Origin of the sequence: Pantoea sp. GD03673 (genome assembly GCF_029844725.1) — a bacterium.
In the GTDB taxonomy this organism is placed as follows: domain Bacteria; phylum Pseudomonadota; class Gammaproteobacteria; order Enterobacterales; family Enterobacteriaceae; genus Pantoea.
Window position 1 is genome coordinate 41,485 of sequence record NZ_JAOCKJ010000010.1, and the last position, 21,344, is coordinate 62,828.

Annotated in this window: 19 protein-coding genes; 6 read left to right on the top strand and 13 right to left on the bottom strand. The window is 56.1% G+C overall.

The annotated features are described in order from the left end of the window. Window positions 1-636 precede the first annotated feature (636 nt). The 5 genes from N5J69_RS18570 to ssuD all read right to left on the bottom strand — a co-directional run bounded on the left by N5J69_RS18570 (window position 637) and on the right by ssuD (window position 7,701). Window positions 637-1,848 carry a monooxygenase gene (locus tag N5J69_RS18570; protein ID WP_279772106.1) on the bottom strand — a complete coding sequence of 404 codons (1,212 nt, stop codon included), beginning with the start codon at window positions 1,846-1,848 and terminating at the stop codon, window positions 637-639. Next, window positions 1,841-3,301 (bottom strand): MFS transporter, encoded by a 1,461-nt coding sequence (locus N5J69_RS18575; RefSeq protein ID WP_279772107.1) that lies wholly within the window; start codon window positions 3,299-3,301, stop codon window positions 1,841-1,843. The genes N5J69_RS18570 and N5J69_RS18575 overlap by 8 nt, the downstream gene beginning before the upstream one ends. A gap of 313 nt (window positions 3,302-3,614) precedes the next feature. After that, window positions 3,615-5,030 carry an LLM class flavin-dependent oxidoreductase gene (locus N5J69_RS18580; protein WP_279772108.1) on the bottom strand — a complete coding sequence of 472 codons (1,416 nt, stop codon included), beginning with the start codon at window positions 5,028-5,030 and terminating at the stop codon, window positions 3,615-3,617. A 68-nt stretch (window positions 5,031-5,098) separates the two neighbouring features. Beyond that, window positions 5,099-6,511, bottom strand: coding sequence for an FAD/NAD(P)-binding protein (locus tag N5J69_RS18585; RefSeq protein WP_279772109.1), 1,413 nt, complete (start codon window positions 6,509-6,511; stop codon window positions 5,099-5,101). A 17-nt stretch (window positions 6,512-6,528) separates the two neighbouring features. Further along, window positions 6,529-7,701: an FMNH2-dependent alkanesulfonate monooxygenase gene (ssuD, locus tag N5J69_RS18590; protein ID WP_279772110.1), complete on the bottom strand. Its 1,173-nt coding sequence runs from the start codon at window positions 7,699-7,701 to the stop codon at window positions 6,529-6,531. 274 nt (window positions 7,702-7,975) lie between these two features. Here ssuD and N5J69_RS18595 point away from each other — a divergent pair, with 274 nt between their 5' ends. The 5 genes from N5J69_RS18595 to N5J69_RS18615 all read left to right on the top strand — a co-directional run bounded on the left by N5J69_RS18595 (window position 7,976) and on the right by N5J69_RS18615 (window position 13,185). After that, window positions 7,976-9,865: a sigma-54-dependent Fis family transcriptional regulator gene (locus N5J69_RS18595; protein WP_279772111.1), complete on the top strand. Its 1,890-nt coding sequence runs from the start codon at window positions 7,976-7,978 to the stop codon at window positions 9,863-9,865. A gap of 95 nt (window positions 9,866-9,960) precedes the next feature. Next, on the top strand, window positions 9,961-10,908 hold the full coding sequence (locus tag N5J69_RS18600) for a sulfonate ABC transporter substrate-binding protein (protein WP_279772112.1): 948 nt from the start codon (window positions 9,961-9,963) through the stop codon (window positions 10,906-10,908). Between the two features lie 342 nt (window positions 10,909-11,250). After that, window positions 11,251-12,384 (top strand): glutathione-independent formaldehyde dehydrogenase, encoded by a 1,134-nt coding sequence (locus N5J69_RS18605; RefSeq protein WP_279772113.1) that lies wholly within the window; start codon window positions 11,251-11,253, stop codon window positions 12,382-12,384. Between the two features lie 265 nt (window positions 12,385-12,649). After that, entirely contained in the window at window positions 12,650-12,901 is a 252-nt protein-coding gene (locus N5J69_RS18610; RefSeq protein ID WP_279772114.1) for a type II toxin-antitoxin system Phd/YefM family antitoxin, read from the top strand. Then, a complete protein-coding gene (locus N5J69_RS18615) occupies window positions 12,898-13,185 on the top strand; it encodes a type II toxin-antitoxin system RelE/ParE family toxin (RefSeq protein WP_279772115.1) in 288 nt (95 codons plus the stop codon). Before N5J69_RS18610 ends, N5J69_RS18615 begins: the two co-directional genes overlap by 4 nt. A gap of 132 nt (window positions 13,186-13,317) precedes the next feature. Here the strand turns inward: N5J69_RS18615 and N5J69_RS18620 are convergent, their stop codons facing one another. Continuing rightward, entirely contained in the window at window positions 13,318-13,761 is a 444-nt protein-coding gene (locus N5J69_RS18620) for an NUDIX domain-containing protein (protein WP_279772116.1), read from the bottom strand. A 283-nt stretch (window positions 13,762-14,044) separates the two neighbouring features. Between N5J69_RS18620 and N5J69_RS18625 the strand changes: the two genes are divergently transcribed. Next, on the top strand, window positions 14,045-14,749 hold the full coding sequence (locus tag N5J69_RS18625; protein ID WP_279772117.1) for a haloacid dehalogenase type II: 705 nt from the start codon (window positions 14,045-14,047) through the stop codon (window positions 14,747-14,749). Between the two features lie 79 nt (window positions 14,750-14,828). On the opposite strand, the gene N5J69_RS18630 is transcribed toward N5J69_RS18625, so the two are convergent. The 7 genes from N5J69_RS18630 to arnC form a co-directional block, all read right to left on the bottom strand. After that, the gene (locus N5J69_RS18630; RefSeq protein ID WP_279772118.1) at window positions 14,829-14,990 is read right to left on the bottom strand and encodes a hypothetical protein; all 162 of its coding nucleotides are present in this window, start codon (window positions 14,988-14,990) and stop codon (window positions 14,829-14,831) included. Between the two features lie 143 nt (window positions 14,991-15,133). Continuing rightward, on the bottom strand, window positions 15,134-15,499 hold the full coding sequence (arnF, locus tag N5J69_RS18635) for a 4-amino-4-deoxy-L-arabinose-phosphoundecaprenol flippase subunit ArnF (protein ID WP_279772119.1): 366 nt from the start codon (window positions 15,497-15,499) through the stop codon (window positions 15,134-15,136). Further along, window positions 15,496-15,816, bottom strand: coding sequence for a 4-amino-4-deoxy-L-arabinose-phosphoundecaprenol flippase subunit ArnE (gene arnE, locus N5J69_RS18640; RefSeq protein ID WP_279772120.1), 321 nt, complete (start codon window positions 15,814-15,816; stop codon window positions 15,496-15,498). The genes arnF and arnE overlap by 4 nt, the downstream gene beginning before the upstream one ends. Then, window positions 15,816-17,483: a lipid IV(A) 4-amino-4-deoxy-L-arabinosyltransferase gene (gene arnT, locus N5J69_RS18645; RefSeq protein ID WP_279772121.1), complete on the bottom strand. Its 1,668-nt coding sequence runs from the start codon at window positions 17,481-17,483 to the stop codon at window positions 15,816-15,818. The genes arnE and arnT overlap by 1 nt, the downstream gene beginning before the upstream one ends. After that, window positions 17,483-18,385, bottom strand: coding sequence for a 4-deoxy-4-formamido-L-arabinose-phosphoundecaprenol deformylase (gene arnD, locus N5J69_RS18650; protein WP_279772122.1), 903 nt, complete (start codon window positions 18,383-18,385; stop codon window positions 17,483-17,485). Before arnD ends, arnT begins: the two co-directional genes overlap by 1 nt. Then, complete coding sequence (gene arnA / locus N5J69_RS18655) at window positions 18,385-20,364, bottom strand: bifunctional UDP-4-amino-4-deoxy-L-arabinose formyltransferase/UDP-glucuronic acid oxidase ArnA (protein ID WP_279772124.1); 1,980 nt, start codon at window positions 20,362-20,364, stop codon at window positions 18,385-18,387. Before arnA ends, arnD begins: the two co-directional genes overlap by 1 nt. Next, the gene (arnC, locus tag N5J69_RS18660) at window positions 20,361-21,344 is read right to left on the bottom strand and encodes an undecaprenyl-phosphate 4-deoxy-4-formamido-L-arabinose transferase (protein WP_279772125.1); all 984 of its coding nucleotides are present in this window, start codon (window positions 21,342-21,344) and stop codon (window positions 20,361-20,363) included. Before arnC ends, arnA begins: the two co-directional genes overlap by 4 nt.

A 21,344-nucleotide genomic window follows, 5' to 3' on the forward strand; every position in this document is an offset into this window, starting at 1 on the left:
CGCATGGGTTAGCCTCACACCCTCATTTCCAGGATGCCAAAAAAAGCCCCTCACGTGTGCCATCTGAATATTCACAAACAAAACCTTGCGAAATAAAATTCACTTAATGAAGATGGAGTTTCAAAAAGAAAATCGGCACCCTTAACCAAAAAAAAATTACCTTTTAGCATCTGTTATTTAGCCATGAAGGCCGGTTAATTTATTTACAGACGATTATGAGATACCTTAAAAAACGGCTGATAATCCTCATGTTGGCAGATTAACTGACGCCTGCTAGCCCGGCAGATTAAGGGCTGGAGAACATCCACCATCACTTATCGGCTGCAAGCAAGAGTGAAACCCGCTTCGTTACACGGCGCGAGTTAATGATGTTTCAGACCTCATCTGTAAAGCAGGCAACTCCTGTTGATCCTTTTTCAGGTCGCTCACGATTTATATTTAAAAGCACGCTTTAACAATTTACGTTGATATTTTAATTTATTTCAACCGCGTTATTACGCCGGGAAACCCCCTCACAAATCATCAGGCAAGAAATACATTTTTCATCGCAACGCAGGTTCTCATTTATAACCAATAGCGATGCGAGTCTGTGTTATCAGACTGGACACCGCTATCTGTGCGATATATTTAACTGGTTTACCCGCCATTGCCTATCTGCCAGATAAACGTTGGATCTTTACCATTCACCTCCCAGTCGCCCACGTTGCGGATTTTGTAGATCACCGGATTGTGCGATGACACTGTCCGGGCGTTGCGCCAGTGTCGATCCAGCGCCTTGCTGACGCGGGTATCTGACGCGCCAAGCGCATTAAACAATTCCGTGGCGGCACGCGTGACCAGCTCGACGGCGACCGCCTGCGCCCGGGCTGACGCGACCTCTGCCAGTACGTTCGCCGCGTGAAGCTCTGCTTCATCCGCGCCGCGCAGTTGCAGCTCAAACGCCCGTTGCAATGAGTGGGTTGCGCGCTCAACGGTGGCCTCAACCGCCCAGGCCCAGCTGCTGATCTGCCCGACGACCTGCAGTACCTGCACATCCTGCTTCACCTGGGGTGCATTCCCGTGGCTGTAAATCCGCTTACGCTGTGCCACGCCCTGTGCCGCATCACGGACTATTGCCCGCCCGATACCGGCCAGCGTGGCTAATAAAACATGCTGATAAAAGGCGGTCTGATAGCGAAAGCGCTCGCTGAAATCGTAAACGTGCGGTTGCTCCACATGCGCCTCCTGAAAGCGTGTGGTGCCGCTGCCGGTCAGCCGCTGTCCGAAACCGTCCCAGTCATCATCCCGTTCCACTCCCTTCTGATGCGTGTTCACCAGCGCAATCACATCGCGGCCATTGTCGGTACGCTGTGCATAAACATCAATCCAGTCGGCATAGAGCGTGCCGGTGCTGTAAAACTTCTCGCCGCTGAGCGCCCATCCATCCTGAACCGGGGAGACCTGCGTGTTAACCTCACCCAGCTTCACTGCACCAATCTCACTCCAGCCGCTGCCCACCAGCTCACCATCAACAAAACGTCTGAACCAGCGACGGCGTTCGTCGCTCGCAGGCTGGTTCAGGCGATCTTCGATAAAGGCGAAATGCGCGCGCAGCGCCTGTGGCAGGTTTGAATCCGCCTCGGCGAGGCCGGTCAGCAGTGAAAAGAGCTGTGGCAGCGAGACGCCGAAGCCACCTTCTTCTCTGGGGATGCGCAGGGTGCCGAACCGCGCTTCTTTCAGCCAGCGAATGGGCTCATGCAGCAGAGTGCGATTCGTTTCACGCCCGGCGGCACCTTCAGCAATGCGGTTGAAGAGTGGCCGGAACTGTTCAGTCAGTGCAGCAAATTCAGCAGGGGTCAATTCAGACATGATCTTCTCCAGATTCGGGGTGTTCATCAATATCCTGTCGGGTCGGTTCAAACCGGATAATAAGCAGGAAAATAATGGGGATAAGGGCGGCAAGAGAGACAATCCAGAACATGTTGGTGCCGTAGCGGGCCTGTAAAATGGGCAGAATAAACAGCGCCAGCGCACTGCCAATACCCGACAGCGAGCGACTGAAACCGACACCGGTTGCGCGAATGTGGGTCGGGTAGGAGAGCGCCGGATAGATCATCAACTGTGCGCCGGGTCCAAACCCTTCGGCAAACAGCCAGAGTCCCAGCATCAGCACGGCAAACACGACGCCGGGGATGGCCTGCGGATGACCGATCAACGCCAGTGCGATCAGCGCGATAAACTGCAGCGCAAAGCCCGCAATCGCCACATGCCTGGACGGAAATTTCCATGCCAGACGCATCCCCAGCAGACCGCCGGTAAAGGCAAACAGCGCATTCAGTCCCAGGGAGGCGGGGAGGGTTTCAAAGACGCCCGCGCCCAGAAACTGCGCCAGAATAGAGGGCAGGAAGAAAGCGATGGCGGTGTACTCAAATGCGATACAGACGTTCATCACTGCGCTGACGATCGTGCGTTCCAGGTAGGGCTTCTGAAACAGCACGCGGAGATGCACTTTTGGGGCCGCCTTCACGGCGTCGTTTTTTTCGGGCGGCGCTTCATGGGCAATAATGCCGTAGGAGTCGCGCAGGATCCGTACCGCGCCGCTAAGGTCGCCCTGATTGGCTGCCCACAACGGTGATTCATTCATGAACCTGCTGCGAACCGCAATAATCAGCAGGGCCGGTACCGCACCAAACAGCAGCGAGGCGCGCCATAACCAGTCGATGTGTTCAGCGGGTAGCAGGAAATAGAGCGCTAAAATAATGAAGAAACAGGCAGATGACGCGGCATACCACATCGGGCACCAGGCGGCGAGGCGTGACGCTTTGTTACCCTTACCGGAGAATTTAGAGAACTCTGCCAGATAAGCCATGGCAACCGGGAGATCGATCCCTACTCCCACGCCCATCAGAAACCGCGCCCCAATCAACACCCAGACGTTAGGTGCCAGACCCGCAGCAATCGCCGAAACCACAAAGAAGAGCATGTCCGCCATAAACACCGAATAGCGGCCATATTTGTCGGTGAGCCAGCCGCCGACCAGATTGCCCACAATAGTGCCGATCATGATGGAGGAGGTCACCAGCCCGGTGAGTACCGGCGTCAGGCCAAACTCCTTCACCACATCGTCAATGCCATAAGAGAGCGTAGTGAGGTCGTAGGCATCAAGGAACACGCCGCCCAGCGCCAGGAAAACGATCCAGCGGGCGTAACTGTTTTTCTCACTTCGGGAGTTAATAAGACGGGCCACATCACTCACCGAACGAACCGGCGTGGAGTGTGGCGGCGGGGCGGTCAGGGTGTTGTCAATCTCTAATGTACTCATCGTATCCTCGTTATTATATTCAGCAGGTAACGAGGGTTTTATAAGTATTCCCGGTGAAGTAAACAACCAACAAATATGGATAACGATTATAATAAATTCAATAAGATAGCAGGTAATTTCACCCATGCAAAACACCGGATAATGCGTGAACATTATCCGGTCGCAGGTCGCGTTGATCTCTGTTTTATGCTGCTAAACCCGATGAAATTTGCTTTGTACCCGTTCAGCAGCGGCGCACTGGCTCACCCGGTCCGGTGATAGCCACCATTAATGCCTGCTAAGGCTCACGATTATCTCGCTCGGATGCCAGCTCTCACGATCCTGAAATCGCCGTGCTTGCTGCTGGCTGGTCAGCACCGGCAGCCCGGCGATAACCGGCACCCGGATGCGGCAACGCCAGTCGGGGTCCCTGCCCGAACAACTTCTCACGCAGCGTGCCGGGCTGATAATCCTGTTTATAGACGCCGCGCTTTTGCAGTTCCGGCACCAGCAGTTCCACCACGTCGGTAAAGGTTTCATGCGTCACCGCATAGGCGAGGTTGAACCCGTCGACATCGGTTTCTTCAACCCAGCTCTGCAACTCATCAGCCACGGTTTCCGCACTGCCCACCAGCAGCGGACCAAATCCGCCAATGCCCACCCAGTCTGCCAGACCCTGCACCGTCCACTGACGGTCAGGATCGGCCGTTGAGAATGTCTCGACGGCTGACTGAATCGCGTTGGTATGCAGATGTTTCAGTACCTGATCCGGCTGATACTGCCCGAAGTCGATACCCGTCCAGCCCGAGATCAGCGCCAGCGCACCTTCATAACTGACATAGCTTTTGTACTCCTGCCATCTGGCCTGCGCCGCCAGATCGGTTTCTCCCACAATCACCGTCTGCAGGTTGAATATCAGCACTGAACGCGGGTCGCGTCCGGCCTCAGCGGCCCGGCGGCGAATATCCGCTACAGTTTTCTTCAGCAGCACTTTCGAGGGTGCGGCGACGAAGACACATTCAGCATGTTCCGCCGCAAAGGCTTTACCGCGACTGGATGCACCAGCCTGATAAAGCACCGGCGTGCGCTGCGGCGATGGCTCGCAGAGATGAATGCCCGGCACCTGGAAAAAGGTTCCCTGATGGTTAATAGGATGGATTTTAGTCGGGTCGCTGAAGATATGGCGCTCACGATCGCGCAGCACCGCCCCCTCTTCCCAGCTGCCCTCCAGCAGCTTATAAACAACCTGCAGATACTCATCGGCATAGTCATAGCGCGCATCATGATCGGTCTGAGCCTGATGCCCGATATTGCGCGCACCGCTTTCCAGATACGAGGTCACAATATTCCAGCCGATTCGGCCTTTAGTCAGGTGATCGAGGGTGGAGATGCGCCGCGCAAAGGGGTAGGGGTGTTCAAACGACAGCGAGGCGGTGAGGCCAAAACCCAGATGCGTCGTCACCAGCGCCATCGGCGTAATTAAGGCCAGCGGATCGTTGACCGGCACCTGAGTAGCCTGACGGATTGCTGCATGGTTGTTACCGTTCAGCACGTCGTAAACACCCAGCACATCAGCAATAAACAGCCCGTCAAACTTACCGCGCTCCAGCAGGCGTGCTAAGTCGGTCCAGTATTCCAGATCTTTGTACTGCCAGGAGCGGTCGCGGGGATGCGCCCACAAGCCGGGTGATTGATGACCGACACAGTTCATATCGAAAGCATTCAGGCGAATTTCACGTTGCGATGACATAGCGACTCCTGAGCGGATGCGGCAATCGCTTGCCGCCCACTTTTAAAGTTTGTTTTTAGAAGGACGATTCAGTCAGTGAGGGAGCCGGGACATCGCTCGCTGAGGGGCTGCGGCGGGGCGGCAAGCAGCTGCCGTGCTACGGACTCAGCGTGTTCCGCCACCTGCGGCAATCCCATGAGTTCGCCAAAGCGACCCCGTGCAGCAGGTCCGGCTACATAGAGATGGGGATTAGCCTTACCCTGCGCATTCAGCGTCTGAGACAGCGCGTTTACATGGATCCCCAGCGCCAGCGGATCAGGCGCAATCAGGCCGTCGCCGTGCAGCTGACGCAGCAGCGCATTACTGTTAAGCAGGGCATTGTGTGCTGGCCCGGTCGTGACAATCACTTTATCCACCACCCGACTTTCCGTTTGCGCGCCCCGCAAACGCAGTGTCAGCAGGATTGTTTTATCTGGCGCTTCAGCGGTGATCAGACGTGCCGCCAGCAGCGAGAGCTGTCCGCTCGCCTGCTGCTGGCTGAGAATCTGGCTGACCTGCGGGGCGATCCGGTAACGATGAACATCCCACCAGGGACGAAGGTGGTGCAGAAAACGCTGCTGTTCATGCAGGGAGAGGCTCTGCCAGATGTGCTGACCGTTGCGGCGGATATCATCCAGCACACATTGCCAGGGCAGATTCAGCGCTGCTGCCTGCCTGACCTCCTGACGCACCCGATGCAGCCAGCCGCGTGCGGTAGCGGGCTGTGGCTGACCGTAATCGAGGGCACAGGTCTCATTGCTACCGCTAAGGTTGGCACGCGGCAACTGGCCACGACGGGAGAAGACGGTAATCTTTCCGCGGTGCTGCTGGCGATGCAGCGACGCCACGACGTCGGACATGGTCAGCCCTGAACCGACAATGGCAACCCGATCGTCAGGGGCGACCTGTGCCAGCGCATCATTCTGCCAGGGATTGGCAATCAGCCCCGGATGCCCCTGTAGTGGCTTCAGCAAAGCAGGCAGATCCGGTGGCGGATGGCTGATCGCCAGCACCACCTGGTCGGCATGAATGTGCTGCCCGGTGGTCGTGCTCACCACACCCTCCTTAAAGGCCACGGCACTGTCACGCAGATGACGCAGTTTTACCGGCGAGTGCTGCTGCTGATGCACAAACTGCGCATTGACCCAGCGACCAAACGCAGCGCGCTGCGGGTAAGCATTGCCGTCACGCCACAATGCTGCCGGATCGGCGCTGAAGTCGGACGAGGCGCGATAATCGCGATCAAATAGCCCCTCTTCATCACCCGCCAGCTGCATTCTGTCGGCGGGCACGTTGATGCGATGAGCCGGATCGGTGGTGCCGTATGCCACACCCTGAGCCAGCTGCGCCCGGGGTTCAATCACCGTCACCGCTAATCCCGTCTCACCCAGCCGGGCCAGATGGATCGCCAGCGCGGTGCCGGTGAACCCACCGCCGATAATGACAATCTGCTGTTGTGACATAAGCGAGCCTTTTTCTGTTAACTGGCGCTGGTCTGTTTAACCGGACGACGGTCGCCGCCAATGGTTTCACCAAACGGGCCGGTGTTTACGCTGCGCTGTTTCTTTTCAGCGTTGGCGGCGAGCGGTAACAGTGGCATCACCAGGTCAGCAAAGCGATGCGCCTCCTCAAGATGCGGATAGCCGGAGAAAATAAAATTCTCAATGCCCAGTGCCTGATACTCCCGGATGCGATCGGCGACCTGCTGCGGACTGCCGACCAGTGCAGTGCCTGCGCCGCCACGCACCAGGCCGACACCCGCCCAGAGATTAGGCCCGATACGCAGACTTTCTCGCGAGCCCTGATGCAGCGCGCTCATCCGCGCCTGTCCGGTCGAGTCCATGCGGGCAAAGATCTTCTGCGCGGCGGCAATAGTTTCTTCATCCAGATGAGAAATCAGCCGATCGGCGGCTGCCCAGGCTTCCTCTTCCGTTTCACGGACAATGACGTGCAACCGGATACCATAAGAGAGCGTACGCCCTTTTTCCTGCGCCCGCTGCCGCACCACCGCCAGTTTTTCTGCAACCTGTTCAACCGGTTCACCCCAGGTCAGATAGGTGTCGATCTGGTTCGCCGCAACATCAATAGCCGCATCAGACGAACCGCCAAAATAGAGCGGCGGGCCATTTTCCTGCACCGGCGGGAAGAGGATTTCAGCCCCTTCTACGCGGATATGCTCGCCGTCAAAGTCTACCTTCTCGCCTTTAAGCAGGCGGGAGTAAACCTCAAGGAACTCTTTCGTCACCTGATAGCGCTCTTCATGATTCAGGAAGATACCGTCCCCTTTGTTCTCCACCGGATCGCCACCCGTGACCACGTTAATCAGCAACCGGCCGCCAGAGAGCCGATCCAGCGTCGCGGCCATACGCGCCGCCAGGCTGGGCGGTTGCAGGCCCGGCCGTACGGCCACTAAATAGCGCAGTTTTTTGGTGATCGGCGCCAGTGCCGAAGCCACCAGCCATGAATCTTCACAGCTTTTACCGGTCGGGATTAATACACCGTAGTAGCCCAGATTATCTGCCGCCAGCGCAACCTGCTGTAAATACGGTAAATCGACCGCTCTGCCACCTTCAGTGGTACCCAGATAGCGCCCGTCACCGTGGGTGGGCAGAAACCAGAAGAGGTTGAGGTTTTCCTGTGTCGCCTGTCGCATTAGCAGATTCCTTTATAACGATATTAAAATTTAACACATGGGGTTAATCCCTTTGGTTATATAGCTATTAGCAGGATGCGTGCCAGCACGGAGACAGATTTTTATTATTAAAATTCAAAGAGATAAACCAGGCCTGGCTGAATCCGCTTTGCTGCATTCGCAACAGCGCCGGTGACAGCCTGCTGCATTAGCAACAATCTGGCGCGTTTCGCCTCTCGTTTCGGCGTCTGCAGCGCGGTATGGTCATTACTCCTCTGGTCACCCGGTAAACGAGATGCAGATTTCCAGCCCTGAATTAATTGACCCCGCATCACGCGCGTTTAAAAGCGTGCTGGATCAGCTCGCGCCCACCGATGCAACCGTGTTGATCATCGGTGAAACCGGCACCGGCAAAGAGGTGATGGCGCGCTACCTGCATCATCACAGCGCCCGCAGCCGGCAACCTTTTCTGGCGGTTAACTGCGGCGCACTCACTGAAAGCCTGGCGGAGTCAGAGCTGTTTGGTCATGAGAAAGGCGCGTTTACCGGTGCCCAGGACCGCCATCGCGGCTGGTTTGAAGCGGCAGAGGGCGGCACGCTGCTGCTGGACGAAGTGGGTGAACTGAGTCTGTCGCTGCAGGTGAAGCTGCTGCGCGTGCTTCAGGAGCGCGAAATCACCCGCGTAGGCTCGTCCAGGGCAGTGAAGGTGAATGTGCGGGTCATTGCGGCGACCAACCGGGATCTGGCCGTGGCGATTCGTGAACGGCGATTCCGGGAAGATCTCTATTACCGTCTGAATGTGGCCAGCGTCACGCTGCCGCCGCTGCGCCAGCGCTGCGAAGATATCCCGGTGCTGGCCAGTCACTTTTTGCAGCTCTATGCGCGTCGTCTGGGTCGTCCTCAGCTACGCCTCAGTGATGAGGCTATAACGGCGCTGATGGATTACAGCTGGCCGGGCAATATCCGTGAACTGGAGAACACGCTGCACAACGCGGTGCTGCTCAGCAAAACGTCACTGGTTACGCCACAGCAGCTGCGGCTTACGCCTCTGATGGGAAGCGACCTGCCACAGGGAGAGGAGGCGCTGGATCAGTTTTTGCGCCAGCAGATGCAGCAGAGTGACGCACCGCTCTATCCCAGGGTGATTGCCGGGCTGGTGAAAAATGCGCTGGAACTTACCCAGGGTAATCAGTTACAGGCAGCCGCGCTGCTGGGCATCAGCCGGCATACGCTGCGCACACAGCTGGGGCATCTGGGGGTGATCAAACCGCGCCGTGGTGCAGTGCGTCAGGGCGACATCGCACGGCGTCCGCAGCCTGAAAGGGAGCGGGAACTGCGTATCGGGTATCAGAAATTTGGCAACCTCGGCATCCTGAAAGCACGCCAGTCGCTGGAAAAACAGCTGGCCGGGCAGGGCGTCAGCGTCATGTGGAGTGAGTTTCCTGCAGGTCCGCAGCTTCTGCATGCGCTAAGCCATAAGGAGATCGATTTCGGGACCACCGGTGAAGTCCCGCCGTTGTTTGCGCAGGCCAGTAACTGCCCGATGGTCTATGTTGCCTGGGAGCCTGCCGCCCCACAGAGCGTGGCGCTGCTGGTTCCGAACAGCAGTCCGGTTCAGCAGACTGGCGATCTCAGAGGCAAACGTATCGCGGTAAACCGTGGCTCCAACGTGCACTATCTGTTGTTGCAGATACTGGATGAGGCGGGTTTAGCGCTGGATGATGTGCGCATCGTTTATGCGCCACCCAAATATCCGCTGACGCCCAGCGATCTCAACGCGGTGGATGCCTGGATGATGTGGGATCCGCTGCTCAGCGAGGCGGAGAACAGCGGACAGTTCAGGGTCATCGCGGATGGCACCGGCCGGGTCAATAACCATCAGTTTTACCTGGCTGAGCGCGGATTTGCGGCGCACAGCGGCGATCTGTTGCAGGTTTTGCTCACCGCGCTGGAGCAGACCGGCCGCTACATTGATGCGCATCGCGCTGAAGCGGCCGGGCTGCTCGCCACCGAACTTGGCATCTCTGCAACCTCACTGATGCATGCCTTAGCCCGGCGCAGCCACCAGACTCAGCGTATGGATCTGGCCATCATCCGGGAACAGCAGAGCATCGCAGACCGCTTCTATGCGCTGGGATTATTCAGCCGCGCCATCCGGGTGCGCGAATCGGTCTGGCATCCATAGCGGTTTTTCAGCTAAGCATCGAACTTTTCATCGCTAAGCCCTTCCATCCACGTTTGTTATGTTGCGCTGACAACAACCAGACCCAGGAATGAAAGATGAAAAGAGTTTTACTCAGCGCATTAATTATTGCCGCCCAGACGGGCTTAGCTTTCAACACCCAGGCAGCAGAGAAGCCCGAGACGGTGAACATCGGTTTTCAGAAAGCGAATATCTTCGCGCTGCTGAAATATCGCGGCACGCTGGATCAGGAATTTAAAAAACAGGGGATTGCGGTTCACTGGATTGAGTTTCCCGCCGGACCGCAGATGCTGGAAGGCTTAAATATCGGCAGTATCGATCTGGCCGCTACCGGTGACGCGCCACCAACGTTCGCGCAGGCTGCCGGGGCCGATCTGGTCTATCTGGCACACTCGCCAGCCAACCCTAAAACCGAAGCGATTGTGGTGCCCGCTGACTCTCCGGTCAAAAGCGTGGCAGATCTCAAAGGCAGGCGTGTGGCGCTGAATAAAGGCTCTGACGTTAACTATCTGCTGGTCACCGCGCTGGAGCAGGCTGGGCTGAGCTATAAAGACATTACGCCGGTCTATCTGCCACCTGCTGATGCACGCGCCGCTTTCCAGCGTGGCGCAGTCGATGCCTGGGTCATCTGGGACCCCTATTACGCAGAAGTGGAAACTAACGCTCATGCGCGGCTGATTAAAAATGCCGAAGGGCTGGTGCCGCACTACACCTTCTATCTTGCCAGCCGTAAGTTCGCGGAAACCTATCCACAAATCGCCAGCCAGGTGGTGGATGAACTGGGTTCACTCAGCACCTGGGCTAATCAGCATCAGGAAGAGGCGGCAAAAATCATGTCCACCTCAACCGGTCTGCCGCAGCCTGTCTGGCAGCGGGCGCTCGCAAGAATGCCTTATGGCGCAGAGCGGATGACGCCTGAAGTCTTCACCCAGCAGCAGGCGCTGGCGGATAAGTTTACCGGGATTGGTCTGCTGCCGGTGAAGGTTGATATACGCAGCGCCACGTGGTCACTGGATAAGCAGTAGGGAATATACGGGGGGTGACAGGATGAACCCCGCCTGGTATTTACCAGGTACGGAGGCCGGGCGTCCCGCAAACTGCTGCCAGGCAGGAAAATTGATGCGTGGCACCCGGGGGCGGATAAGCAAGACGCCGCGGACTTAAAAACCGGGCTTTAGCGAAGCGGTGCCTATATTTCAAAGAGTTACACCATATTTATTTCACCAGACTGCTCCATAAGCTGTTCTACACTTACACCTTCAGTCAGGACGTTTGATTGAAAAAGCAGCATCACGAAGAGGGCGGCGACAGCAATGCATTATGCTGTCGCCCCCCTCAAAACTGATCATGCACGTGAGGAGAACATTATGAAAGCAGTTGTCTATAACGGACCTTTTGACGTTTCCGTCAAAGACGTTCCGGATCCCAAAATTGTTCGCCAGACTGATGTCATTGTCCGTATTACCACCACCAATATCTGCGGTTCCGATCTGCATATGTACGAAGGGCGAACCAGCTTCGAGCAGGGTCGCATCTTCGGGCATGAAAATCTGGGACAGGTAATTGAGGCCGGCAGCGCGGTTGAGCGCGTTAAAGTCGGCGATTATGTCTGTCTGCCCTTTAATGTCGGCTGCGGCTTCTGTGAAAATTGCGAGAAAGGGTTAACCGGTTACTGTCTGACAGCCAATCCGGGTGCGGCCGGTGCCGCCTATGGCTTTGCGGAGATGGGTGAATGGGATGGCGGACAGGCGGAGCTTCTTCGCGTTCCCTATGCTGATTTTAACTGTCTGGTTCTGCCGCCCGATGCGGTTGAAAAAGAGGAGGACTACGTTTTACTTTCCGACATCTTCCCCACCGGCTGGCATGCCACTGAACTGGCAGGATTACGCCCTGGCGAGAGTGTTGCCATTTACGGCGCTGGCCCGGTCGGCTTAATGGCAGCGCACTCGGCCATGATTAAAGGCGCATCACAGGTCTTTGTGGTCGATACCCATCCGGACAGGCTGGCGTTAGCCGAACAGCTTGGTGCAGTGGCAATCAACGGTGTGGGTGACGATGCGGTCAATAAAATCCTCGAATTAACCGACGGACGCGGTACGGACTGCGGGTGCGAATGCGTGGGTTATCAATGCTGCAATAAACATGGCCACGAGGATAACTCCGCCACGCTGAATAGCCTTGTCGCGTCAACCAAAGCCACAGGCGGCATTGGTACGGTAGGCGTTTTTGTTCCACAGGATCCCGGCGGGGCGACCGACCTGGCGAAAGAGGGTAAAGTACCTTTCGATTTTGGTACTTTCTGGTTTAAAGGGCAGTCAATGAAGACCGGCCAGTGTAACGTGAAAGCCTACAACCGCCAGCTCGCAAGGCTTATCCATCAGGGCAGAGCCAATCCCGCGCAGATTATCTCGCATCGTCTTGCACTCTCAGACGCACCCGAAGGCTATAAGCATTTTGATGACCGGGATAATGGCTGGACAAAAGTCATCCTGAAACCCTGAAGGATAACTCAGAACACCTGAGACACATTCAGGCGGTGGAAAGAAGGAGAACAAAAACTGCCTGTCTGTGGTTTGATGCATGATATCGGATGACATAACCTTGCCGAAGCTACAGGGTGTCGCGCAAGTCATATTCAGCAGCGCTTCCTTAACTGAACTGGCGCTTTCCGTTCTGGATAAACCGGGTTCTGTCAGTACGCCAGGACTGGTTAACAGGTCTTCATCCTGATACTATAAAGACCTGTTAAGCAGTCCTGGAGGCCCTGTGCCACACATCATTTTAAGCGATACCAGTGCCAGCGTCAGTGAACTGAAAAAAAACCCGATGGCCACTGTCAATGCCGGGGACGGTTATCCCGTCGCTATTCTCAACCGCAACCAGCCTGCATTTTATTGCGTACCAGCTGAGCTTTATGAACAGATGCTTGATGCTCTTGACGATCAGGAACTGGTTAAGCTGGTCCACGAACGCAGCAAGCAGCCTCTGCTTGATGTCGATCTGGATGCGCTTTTGTGAGTTATACGGTCAAATTCAGAGAAGAGGCTTTTAAAGAATGGCAGAAGCTGGACAAATCTCTCCAGCAACAGTTTGCTAAAAAGCTGAAGAAATGTTGTGACAATCCCCATATCCCCTCGGCAAAACTACGTGGGATCAAAGACTGTTACAAAATCAAACTTCTGGCGTCCGGTTTTCGGCTGGTTTATCAGGTGATCGACGATCAACTGATCATTGCCGTTGTGGCTGTCGGTAAACGTGAGCGCAGCGATGTTTATCATCTTGCCAGTGAAAGGATGCGGTAGAGAGGCGGGGTTTGGTAATGCATGCATATTGAAGAAAGATTCTGCTAAAATGCGGCAACATGCGGTTAATGAGGATGATTTACCGGAGGCGCTGATTGATTTACAGGCAGGAAGCCAGGAGATATTTGGTAATTAATCCGGTATTGAGCAGATATCAGGAATATTTGAGGGATAAACAACGTCGTCAGTATTTCGGAGTTCATTAAGATCCCACCAGTGATAATTATTAATGACTGATTTTTCATTTTCGGTCCATCCGCTGGTACTGATATCTTCATCGCCTATTTTAATTAAATAAAATCGCTCATGTGCCAGAACCACCTCACCGCTGGGCAGAGTCATTTCAAAAGTTCTCTCCGTTAACGACTGGCCTACATCGTTAACATAAATACCTGTTTCTTCTCTAAGTTCCCGGATAGCTGCCTGCTCAAAAGTCTCTTCTGATTCCACGCCTCCACCGGGAGTTGCCCAGTATACTTTACCTGCCAGCGCATCCTTCTCATGCCTGAACCTGAATAATAAGACCTGATTGAGGGAGTTCATAATAAGCAAACGTGCAGAATCACGGGTACGCATTGGATAATTCCTTATTCATTTCCGATGCAGGTCAGCGTAGCTGATTTTGAGGATAAAAATAAAACAGAGTCGACGTCAAACATATGTCATTACATAATATCGGACATCTCAGGTTTGCCTGAACCCGGTCACTTCTACCTGGCTTTGACATAAATCCCCTGACATCATCTCCAGCTTTCCAGTCTGACACGAAACGTAAGCCCCCAATCTTGAGCAATCGTCCTCAGTGTCCTACCTTCAATCAACCCCATAATGCTATACCATCAAGCCAACCGGAGTCACGATGACCGATAACCAAAATCCTGCACCGTACAGTGGCACTCTGTTTTTCGATGTCAATGAGACTCTGCTGGACACCACCGAACTGAACCGGGTCGTCGCGCAGCGGCTTGGCAACAAGCCAGAGCGCGCGGAGGCCTGGTTTACCTCACTGTTGCATCATTCACTGGTTGAGTCGGTAACCGGCAGCTGGCACAGCTTTGGTGAGATTGCCGAAGCGATACTGGAGATGACCGCTGCGCGTTACGGCATTACTCTGCCAGCTGATGCGACGCCACTGGCTGACATTATCGCAGCGATGCCGCCGCATCCTGATGTTTTAGCGGGACTGACTGCCTTGCAGCAGCAGGGCTATATGCTGGTGGCACTCACCAATTCTTCTGCCGCGCTGGCACAGAAACAGCTCAGTTCAGCCGGGCTGGAACCCTTGTTCGCACGCATTCTTAGCGTAGAGCAGGTGCAGGTCTACAAGCCCGATCTGAAAGTTTATCAGTGGGCCATGAAAGAGATGGGCAAGCCCGTGTCAGAATGCATGATGGTGGCTGCGCATGGCTGGGATGTGGGTGGCGCAAAACGTGCAGGGATGAAGACCGCCTTTGTCAGCCGTCAGGGACAGGCACTTTATCCGCTGGCACCGGTACCCGATCTGATTGTCAGCGACTTGGGAGCACTGGCCGAAAAGCTTAAACCGCTCTGCCAGATGCAATAAGCCGTAGCTTCACATGACACTCAGCCTGCCTGGGTCTTAAACGCCGATCTGATCGCTTCCACGATGCCCCCGGAAAGAGTCATGTCGTCCAGCACGGAAATGCTTTTTTGAGCTTGCCAGCGAGCTGCCAGCCATTTTCCTTCAATACGAATAATGCGGCTCGCGTCCTGATCGGGCCGTCTTCCTTCAGATGCTGCTGTGCACGCGGGAATGTCACCAATACGCGCGCTTCATCAGCCATCTCTTTTCGGCGCGGTGGTATAACTTTGCAGGTATAGAGCACATGCCCGGTTACGTCGGGATAATCCCTGTCATGGCAGCATTAATTGCTGCCCGAAAACAGTAATAAAAAGGATTTATGATGCGGAAACGCTAATTTTTTGTTCAGGGTTTAACCACAATGCACAGCAGCCCGATGACAATAATCACCACGCCCGCCAGACTATGCCAGCTGAACGCCTCATGAAACACAGGCAGGCAGACAGCCACCAGCCAGACCAGCACGTAACTCAGGCTGAGCATCGGATAAAGCCGGTTAAGCGGAAAATAGTGCAGTGCCCGAATCCAGCAAAGCATGGAGATACCATAAGCAGCCAGCCCGGCCAGCAACAGTAATGCGGGCAGTATGGCAACAGCAGGCAGCGACATGAGGCTGCTGGCATCGGGCAGTTGCGGCATCGCCCAGCGCATCATCAGCTGTGCCGCTGAAACCAGCAGCACGCTGCATGCGACCCATCCGTACCCTTTCATAGCTGGCTCGCCATCAGCGCCACACCCGTAACCACCAGCAGGGTTCCGGCGATCTGACGCAGTGTTAAACGCTCATGCCAGAGGATGCGGCCAGCCAGCGCAACGAAAATGAAGTTGAGGCTCAGCATCGGATAGGCCTGGCTCACTGGCACCCGCTGCAGCACCAGCAGCCAGAGGAGCATAGCAATGCCCAGCAACAGCATGCTCACCCCAATCCAGATTAAGCGGACCTGGCGTGAAGCCACGTGGGTCGCCTGTTTCTGACACAGCTGCGCACTGCAGCTGAGCAGACTCACCAGCACAATCAGCAGCAGCATCACTTCATCTGACTGTAGTAGAGGCAGACCAGCCTGCCCTGGCGATAGACGACATCCGGCACCGGGACATCCTCGCCGATATCGCTGTGTACCGAGTCGACCAGCAGTAACAGAGACACGCTTCCGATGCGGCGATGGTCGGCAAGCCAGCCGCCAAAGTCTGCCTGAGAGACAAAGCGGGATTGGGCATCCGGATAGCTCAGCCCATATTCCAGCTCGCCTTTGGTGTCGTAGAAGCCGATGTCACTACGCTGCAGATGCCAGGCGACAGCAGACGCCACGCCAGGATTGTCCGCCAGAATAAAGCGGCTGGACGCCAGACGGTCGCTGATTGTCGAGACAAAGTGCTGCGGCTGTTTGGCATCACGAATTTTATCCGGGATCGCTGATCCAATACACAGCGCGATGCCCAGCGGGCAAAGCGCGGCCACCAGCCAGCGGCGTTGTGAAGATCGGCAACTGTATGCACCCACCAGACCCCAGACGAGAAACGCCAGTGCCCCCAGCGCCAGCTTCAGCATCTCATGCGTGGCGAACAAGGGATGATGCGTCACGCTCCAGGGTGCCAGCACCAGCAAGACCGTTGCCAGGGTGATGACGCCGAAAATCAGGTTGATCCAGCCATTGACCGTTAATACGCGACCTGCCCGCTGCGCAGCGTTCAGTCCATAATGGGCCATCAGCAGCGACAGCGGGACAAAACAGGGCAGGATATAGGTCGGCAGTTTGCCTTTTGCCAGGCTGAAAAACAGCAGCGGCATCACCGTCCAGCTCAGCAGATAGAGCGCGCCGGGATAAGGTTGACGTTCACGCCATCCGGTCATCAACGCGCCCGGTAACAGCGCCAGCCACGGAAGCGTGCCCAGCAGCAAAATCGGCAGGTAATACCAGAAAGGCGCTTTATGCTGCGCATTGTCTTCCGCAAAGCGCTGGATGTGCTCAACCCAGAAGAAGTAATGCCAGAAATCGGGTGCCTGATGATAGATTGCCACCGCCCAGGGTGCGCTGATTGCCGCGGCAGAAATCACCGCCAGAGGCCCGAAGCAGAGCAGCTCCTGCATTCTCTTGCGCCAGATTGCCCAGGGCAGAATGGCCAGTACCGGCAGCGCCAGCGCCAGAAAGCCTTTAGTCATAAAGCCCATGCCACAGGCGAGACCCAGCAACAGATAGCCGCCCGCGCGTCTGGCGCGTCCGCTGGCTTCTGTCGCCAGCCAGAAGCTGCACATCGCTGCCGCCAGCCAGAGCATCAGCATCGGATCGAGCACCGCATAGGTGCCAACGCCATAAACCAGGAGCGAACTGAGGAAAATCAGGGTGCCGACAGCGGCGGTGCGCGTTGAACCAAACAGTCTTCTGCCAAGCCAGTAAATCAGCGCAGCGGTGATCGCCGTTGAGAATATCGATCCCGCCCGCACGCCAAAATTGTTGTGACCAAACAACCACTGACCCAGCGAGTTGACCCAGTAGCCCGCTATCGGTTTTTCAAAATAGCGCAGGCCGAAGAAGTGCGGCGTGACCCCGTTTCCGGTCGCCAGCATCTCGCGGCTGATCTCCGCATAGCGGGTCTCATCCGGTTGCCAGAGATCGCGGAATACGGGTGGAATCAGGTAATAGAGAATGAAGAAGCTGAAAAAAAGCACCCACTTCGTGTTGTTACGCATCCGCACTAGTCCGCCTCTTCAGTCAGTTTCTGGCAGCCCAGCCACCCTTCCCGTCCGGGGATTTCGCCTCTGACTACCTTGCCTGTCGGCAAAGTGCTCAGATCATCGGGCAGCAGCTCGCCTAACGGACAGAACACAATACCGTGTTGTTCTGCCGCATCCAGCAGCCGTTCAAAATCCGCATAGCCGATAATCCCCTCAACTTCAGCATGCACGGTATAAACAGCACCTTCATCAGAAGCGAGCATCTTCGCCAGAATGTAATCGTTGTAGCCTGCAGCGCTGACCTCGCGGCCAACCACTTCATCCCACGTGGGCAGCGTCACCGGAATCTGTACGGTACCAATCTGACCATCCGGTAACAGGGGCCGGAACGGGCCGCTGCCACGACAGTCGCTGTTATAGTGAAAACCAAAGTCCTGTTTGGCGGCGATCACCCGGCCATCAGCGCGCCAGCCCGCGACAGCCGAGCAGCTGACAGGATGACCGAGAATCTCACTCAGCGTTTCAGTGCCGCGAGCTATCTGCTCAACCAGCTTGTCCTGTGGCCAGATGCCCGCCCAGGTCTGCCAGGCAAAGTGGTCCCAGGCATGCAGGCCGACCTCATGCTGGCGGGTGGCGTCTTCCATGATGTGCCGCAGGCCGCGTCCCATCTCCTTTCCCGGCCAGGCCGTTCCGGCGAGCAGAATGTCCCAGCCATAGAGCGATGCGGCACGGGAGCGCAGCATCTTTATGAGAAAGGCCGGTTTCACCAGCCGCCAGAGATGGCGGCCCATGTTGTCCGGTCCCACACTGAAGAAAAAGCTGGCCCGTACCGCATGACGCCGGAACAGCTCAAGCAGCGCTGGCACACCCTGCTTCGTGCCGCGCCAGGTATCTACGTCAATCCGCAGGCCAATCTTCTTCATCACTTATCAGCCTGCTGTTCGATAGTGCGCAGGAAGAAGTCGAGCGTGTTGTCGATAGTGACATCCATCGTGACGGTCGGCGTCCAGCCGAGTAAACGACGCGCATTGCGGATAGCAGGTTTGCGGTGCTCAACATCCTGATAGCCTTTACCGTAGTAGCTGCTGCTTTCTACTTCACGGAAACCGGCGAATGGCGGGAACTGACTGCGTAGCGGATGACGCTCGAAGCTTTCCAGCAACTGTTCGGCCAGCTCTTTAATACTGGCTTCGTTATCCGGGTTACCGATATTGATGATCTGGCCATCACAATTCTGCTGTTTGTTTTCGATGATGCGGAACAGCGCTTCAACGCCATCCCTGATATCGGTAAAGCAGCGCTTCTGTTTGCCGCCGTCAATCAGCTTGATGGGCGAACCTTCTACCAGGTTGAGGATCAGCTGAGTGATCGCGCGGGAACTGCCGATGCGCGCCGCATTGAGGTTGTCCAGACGCGGTCCCATCCAGTTAAAAGGACGGAACAGGGTAAAACGCAGTCCCTCTTTTTCACCGTAGGCCCAGATCACCCGGTCCAGCAGTTGTTTGGATACCGAGTAGATCCAGCGCTGTTTGTTTATCGGCCCTACCACCAGGTTTGAGCAATCCTCATCGAAGCTGGCATCCGTACACATGCCGTAGACCTCAGATGTGGACGGGAAAATGATGCGCTTCTGATACTTCACACAGTCGCGGATGATTTTCAGGTTCTCTTCGAAATCAAGCTCAAACACGCGCAACGGGTTGCGGGTGTACTCAATCGGCGTAGCGATTGCCACCAGCGGCAGGATGACGTCACATTTTTTGATGTGATACTCAATCCATTCGGAATGAATGGCGATATCCCCTTCAACGAAATGGAAGCGCGGATGTTCCAGGAAGCGGCTGATGGCATCGGAACTGATGTCCAGGCCGTAGACTTCAAAATTCGCATCCTGCAACAAACGCTCGGTGAGATGGTTACCGATAAAGCCGTTAACACCGAGGATCAGTACGCGGGTGCGGCGCTGCAGCGCCGACTGCGGCTGTGAATAGAGCAGTGCGCCTGGCACCATGCCCAGGCTCTGCGCCAGCTGGCTGCCGTTCATGTAAACGCCATGCTCAGACTGTCCGGTCTGGATCTCCAGCGCGCCCTCACCACAGGCGATAAGAAACGGCTGTTTAGAAATGACAGTGCCCGGCTTCGCCTGATGCGGCTGCGGATGAACCCGGCTCTTCCAGACGATAAATTTAACCGAACCGGCAAAGGCGAATGCGCCAGGCCAGGGATCGGTGACCGCTCTGACCAGATTGTGAATGACCTGAGCAGGCTGATTCCAGTCAATGCGGCCATCCTCGGCCGAACGACCGCCTACGCGGGTTGCCTGACGCTCATCCTGTGGCCACTCACTGACATCACCGTGCCGCAGGCGAGGCAGTATGTCGCTCAGCAGCTGCCCGGCAGCCTGGGTTAATTTTCGATGCAGCGTCAGCGCATTGTCCTGATCGTCAATGGTCACCTTCTGCTGCGCCAGAATATTACCGGCATCCGCACGCTTCACCATGCGATGCAGCGTGACGCCCGTTTCCTGTTCGCCATTGACCAGCGCCCAGTTCAGCGGTGCCCGGCCGCGGTATTTTGGCAGCAGCGAACCATGCAGGTTAAAGGCACCCTTCCTGGCACATTGCAGGATCTCATCGCTCAGCAGATGGCGATAGTAGAAGGAGAAGATCATCTGTGGTGCCATGGTACGGATGCGGTCAAGCCAGATCGGATGATTCGCCTCATCCGGCGCATAGACCGGAATGCCGTGCTCTGCCGCCAGACGGGCAACGGAGCCGAAAAAGTGATTTTCGGTCGCCACATCATTGTGCGTAAAAATGGCGGTGATCTCATAGCCTGCATTCAGCAGAGCATTGATGCCGACACAGCCCATGTCGTGATAGGCGAAAACAACGGTCTTCATGATTGAGTATCCTGTACAGAAGGCTCTTCAGGAGCCTGAACAATGCGTTGAACGAAATAGCGCGGACGCGCGCGAACGTCGTTGTAAATGCGCCCGATGTACTCCCCGAGCAGTCCCATACCCACGAACTGGGCACCGATAAACATGAACAGCACGGCGAACAAGACAAAGACGCCATCACCCGCCCAGGCCGCACCAAAAAAGAGGCGCAGCACGAGCAGCACCAGCGAGAAAGCAAAGCCCGAGAGCGCAATCAGGCTGCCGACCACGCTGAGCAATCGCAGCGGCGTGGTCGTCAGACAGGTCACCAGGTCGTACATCAGGTTGATCAGGCGCATAAAGCTGTATTTCGAATCGCCAAAAGCCCGCTCGGCGTGGATCACCGGCAGCTCCAGGGTGTGACGGGCAAAGGTGTTGGCCAGAATCGGAATGAAGGTGCTGCGCTCATGGCAATTGAGCATCGCTTCGACGATGTGGCGGCGATAGGCGCGCAGCATGCAGCCGTAATCACCCATCGCTTTACCGGTGACCCGCTGAATCAGGCGGTTGAGCGTGCGTGAGGCTTGACGACGAAACCAGGTGTCCTGTCGCTGCTGCCGGACGGTGCCCACGACGTCATACCCCTGACGCGCAGCCTCTACCAGTCTCGGGATCTCTTCCGGCGGATTCTGCAGATCGGCATCCAGGGTAATAATCAGGTCGCCCCGGACCTGGCTGAATCCGGCCATGATGGCGGAGTGCTGACCGTAGTTGCGGTTAAGCAACACGCCCGTTATGCGGCTGCCGGGAACCGTGGCGGCCTGTTCGATCAGTTCGGCAGAGCGGTCACTGCTGCCGTCATCCACCAGCAGAATTTCATACTCAAGGTTGATGGAGTCACAGGCGGCACAGGTGCGCTGCATCAGCGCTGGCAGGCTCTCCTGCTCGTTATAGACCGGGATCACCACGGACAACATATTGATCGGTTTGCTATCGCGCAT

Bases quoted from the DNA above. Each gene is read 5' to 3' on its own strand.
- N5J69_RS18575 (WP_279772107.1), bottom strand. From the start codon at position 3,301: ATGAGTACATTAGAGATTGACAACACCCTGACCGCCCCGCCGCCACAC.
- N5J69_RS18595 (WP_279772111.1), top strand. From the start codon at position 7,976: ATGCAGATTTCCAGCCCTGAATTAATTGACCCCGCATCACGCGCGTTT.
- arnD (WP_279772122.1), bottom strand. From the start codon at position 18,385: ATGAAGAAGATTGGCCTGCGGATTGACGTAGATACCTGGCGCGGCACG.
- N5J69_RS18600 (WP_279772112.1), top strand. From the start codon at position 9,961: ATGAAAAGAGTTTTACTCAGCGCATTAATTATTGCCGCCCAGACGGGC.
- N5J69_RS18570 (WP_279772106.1), bottom strand. From the start codon at position 1,848: ATGTCTGAATTGACCCCTGCTGAATTTGCTGCACTGACTGAACAGTTC.
- N5J69_RS18630 (WP_279772118.1), bottom strand. From the start codon at position 14,990: ATGGCTGATGAAGCGCGCGTATTGGTGACATTCCCGCGTGCACAGCAG.
- arnC (WP_279772125.1), bottom strand. From the start codon at position 21,344: ATGCGCGATAGCAAACCGATCAATATGTTGTCCGTGGTGATCCCGGTC.
- N5J69_RS18580 (WP_279772108.1), bottom strand. From the start codon at position 5,030: ATGTCATCGCAACGTGAAATTCGCCTGAATGCTTTCGATATGAACTGT.
- N5J69_RS18585 (WP_279772109.1), bottom strand. From the start codon at position 6,511: ATGTCACAACAGCAGATTGTCATTATCGGCGGTGGGTTCACCGGCACC.
- N5J69_RS18620 (WP_279772116.1), bottom strand. From the start codon at position 13,761: ATGCGTACCCGTGATTCTGCACGTTTGCTTATTATGAACTCCCTCAAT.
- N5J69_RS18605 (WP_279772113.1), top strand. From the start codon at position 11,251: ATGAAAGCAGTTGTCTATAACGGACCTTTTGACGTTTCCGTCAAAGAC.
- arnF (WP_279772119.1), bottom strand. From the start codon at position 15,499: ATGAAAGGGTACGGATGGGTCGCATGCAGCGTGCTGCTGGTTTCAGCG.
- arnA (WP_279772124.1), bottom strand. From the start codon at position 20,364: ATGAAGACCGTTGTTTTCGCCTATCACGACATGGGCTGTGTCGGCATC.
- N5J69_RS18625 (WP_279772117.1), top strand. From the start codon at position 14,045: ATGACCGATAACCAAAATCCTGCACCGTACAGTGGCACTCTGTTTTTC.
- arnE (WP_279772120.1), bottom strand. From the start codon at position 15,816: ATGCTGCTGCTGATTGTGCTGGTGAGTCTGCTCAGCTGCAGTGCGCAG.
- ssuD (WP_279772110.1), bottom strand. From the start codon at position 7,701: ATGCGACAGGCGACACAGGAAAACCTCAACCTCTTCTGGTTTCTGCCC.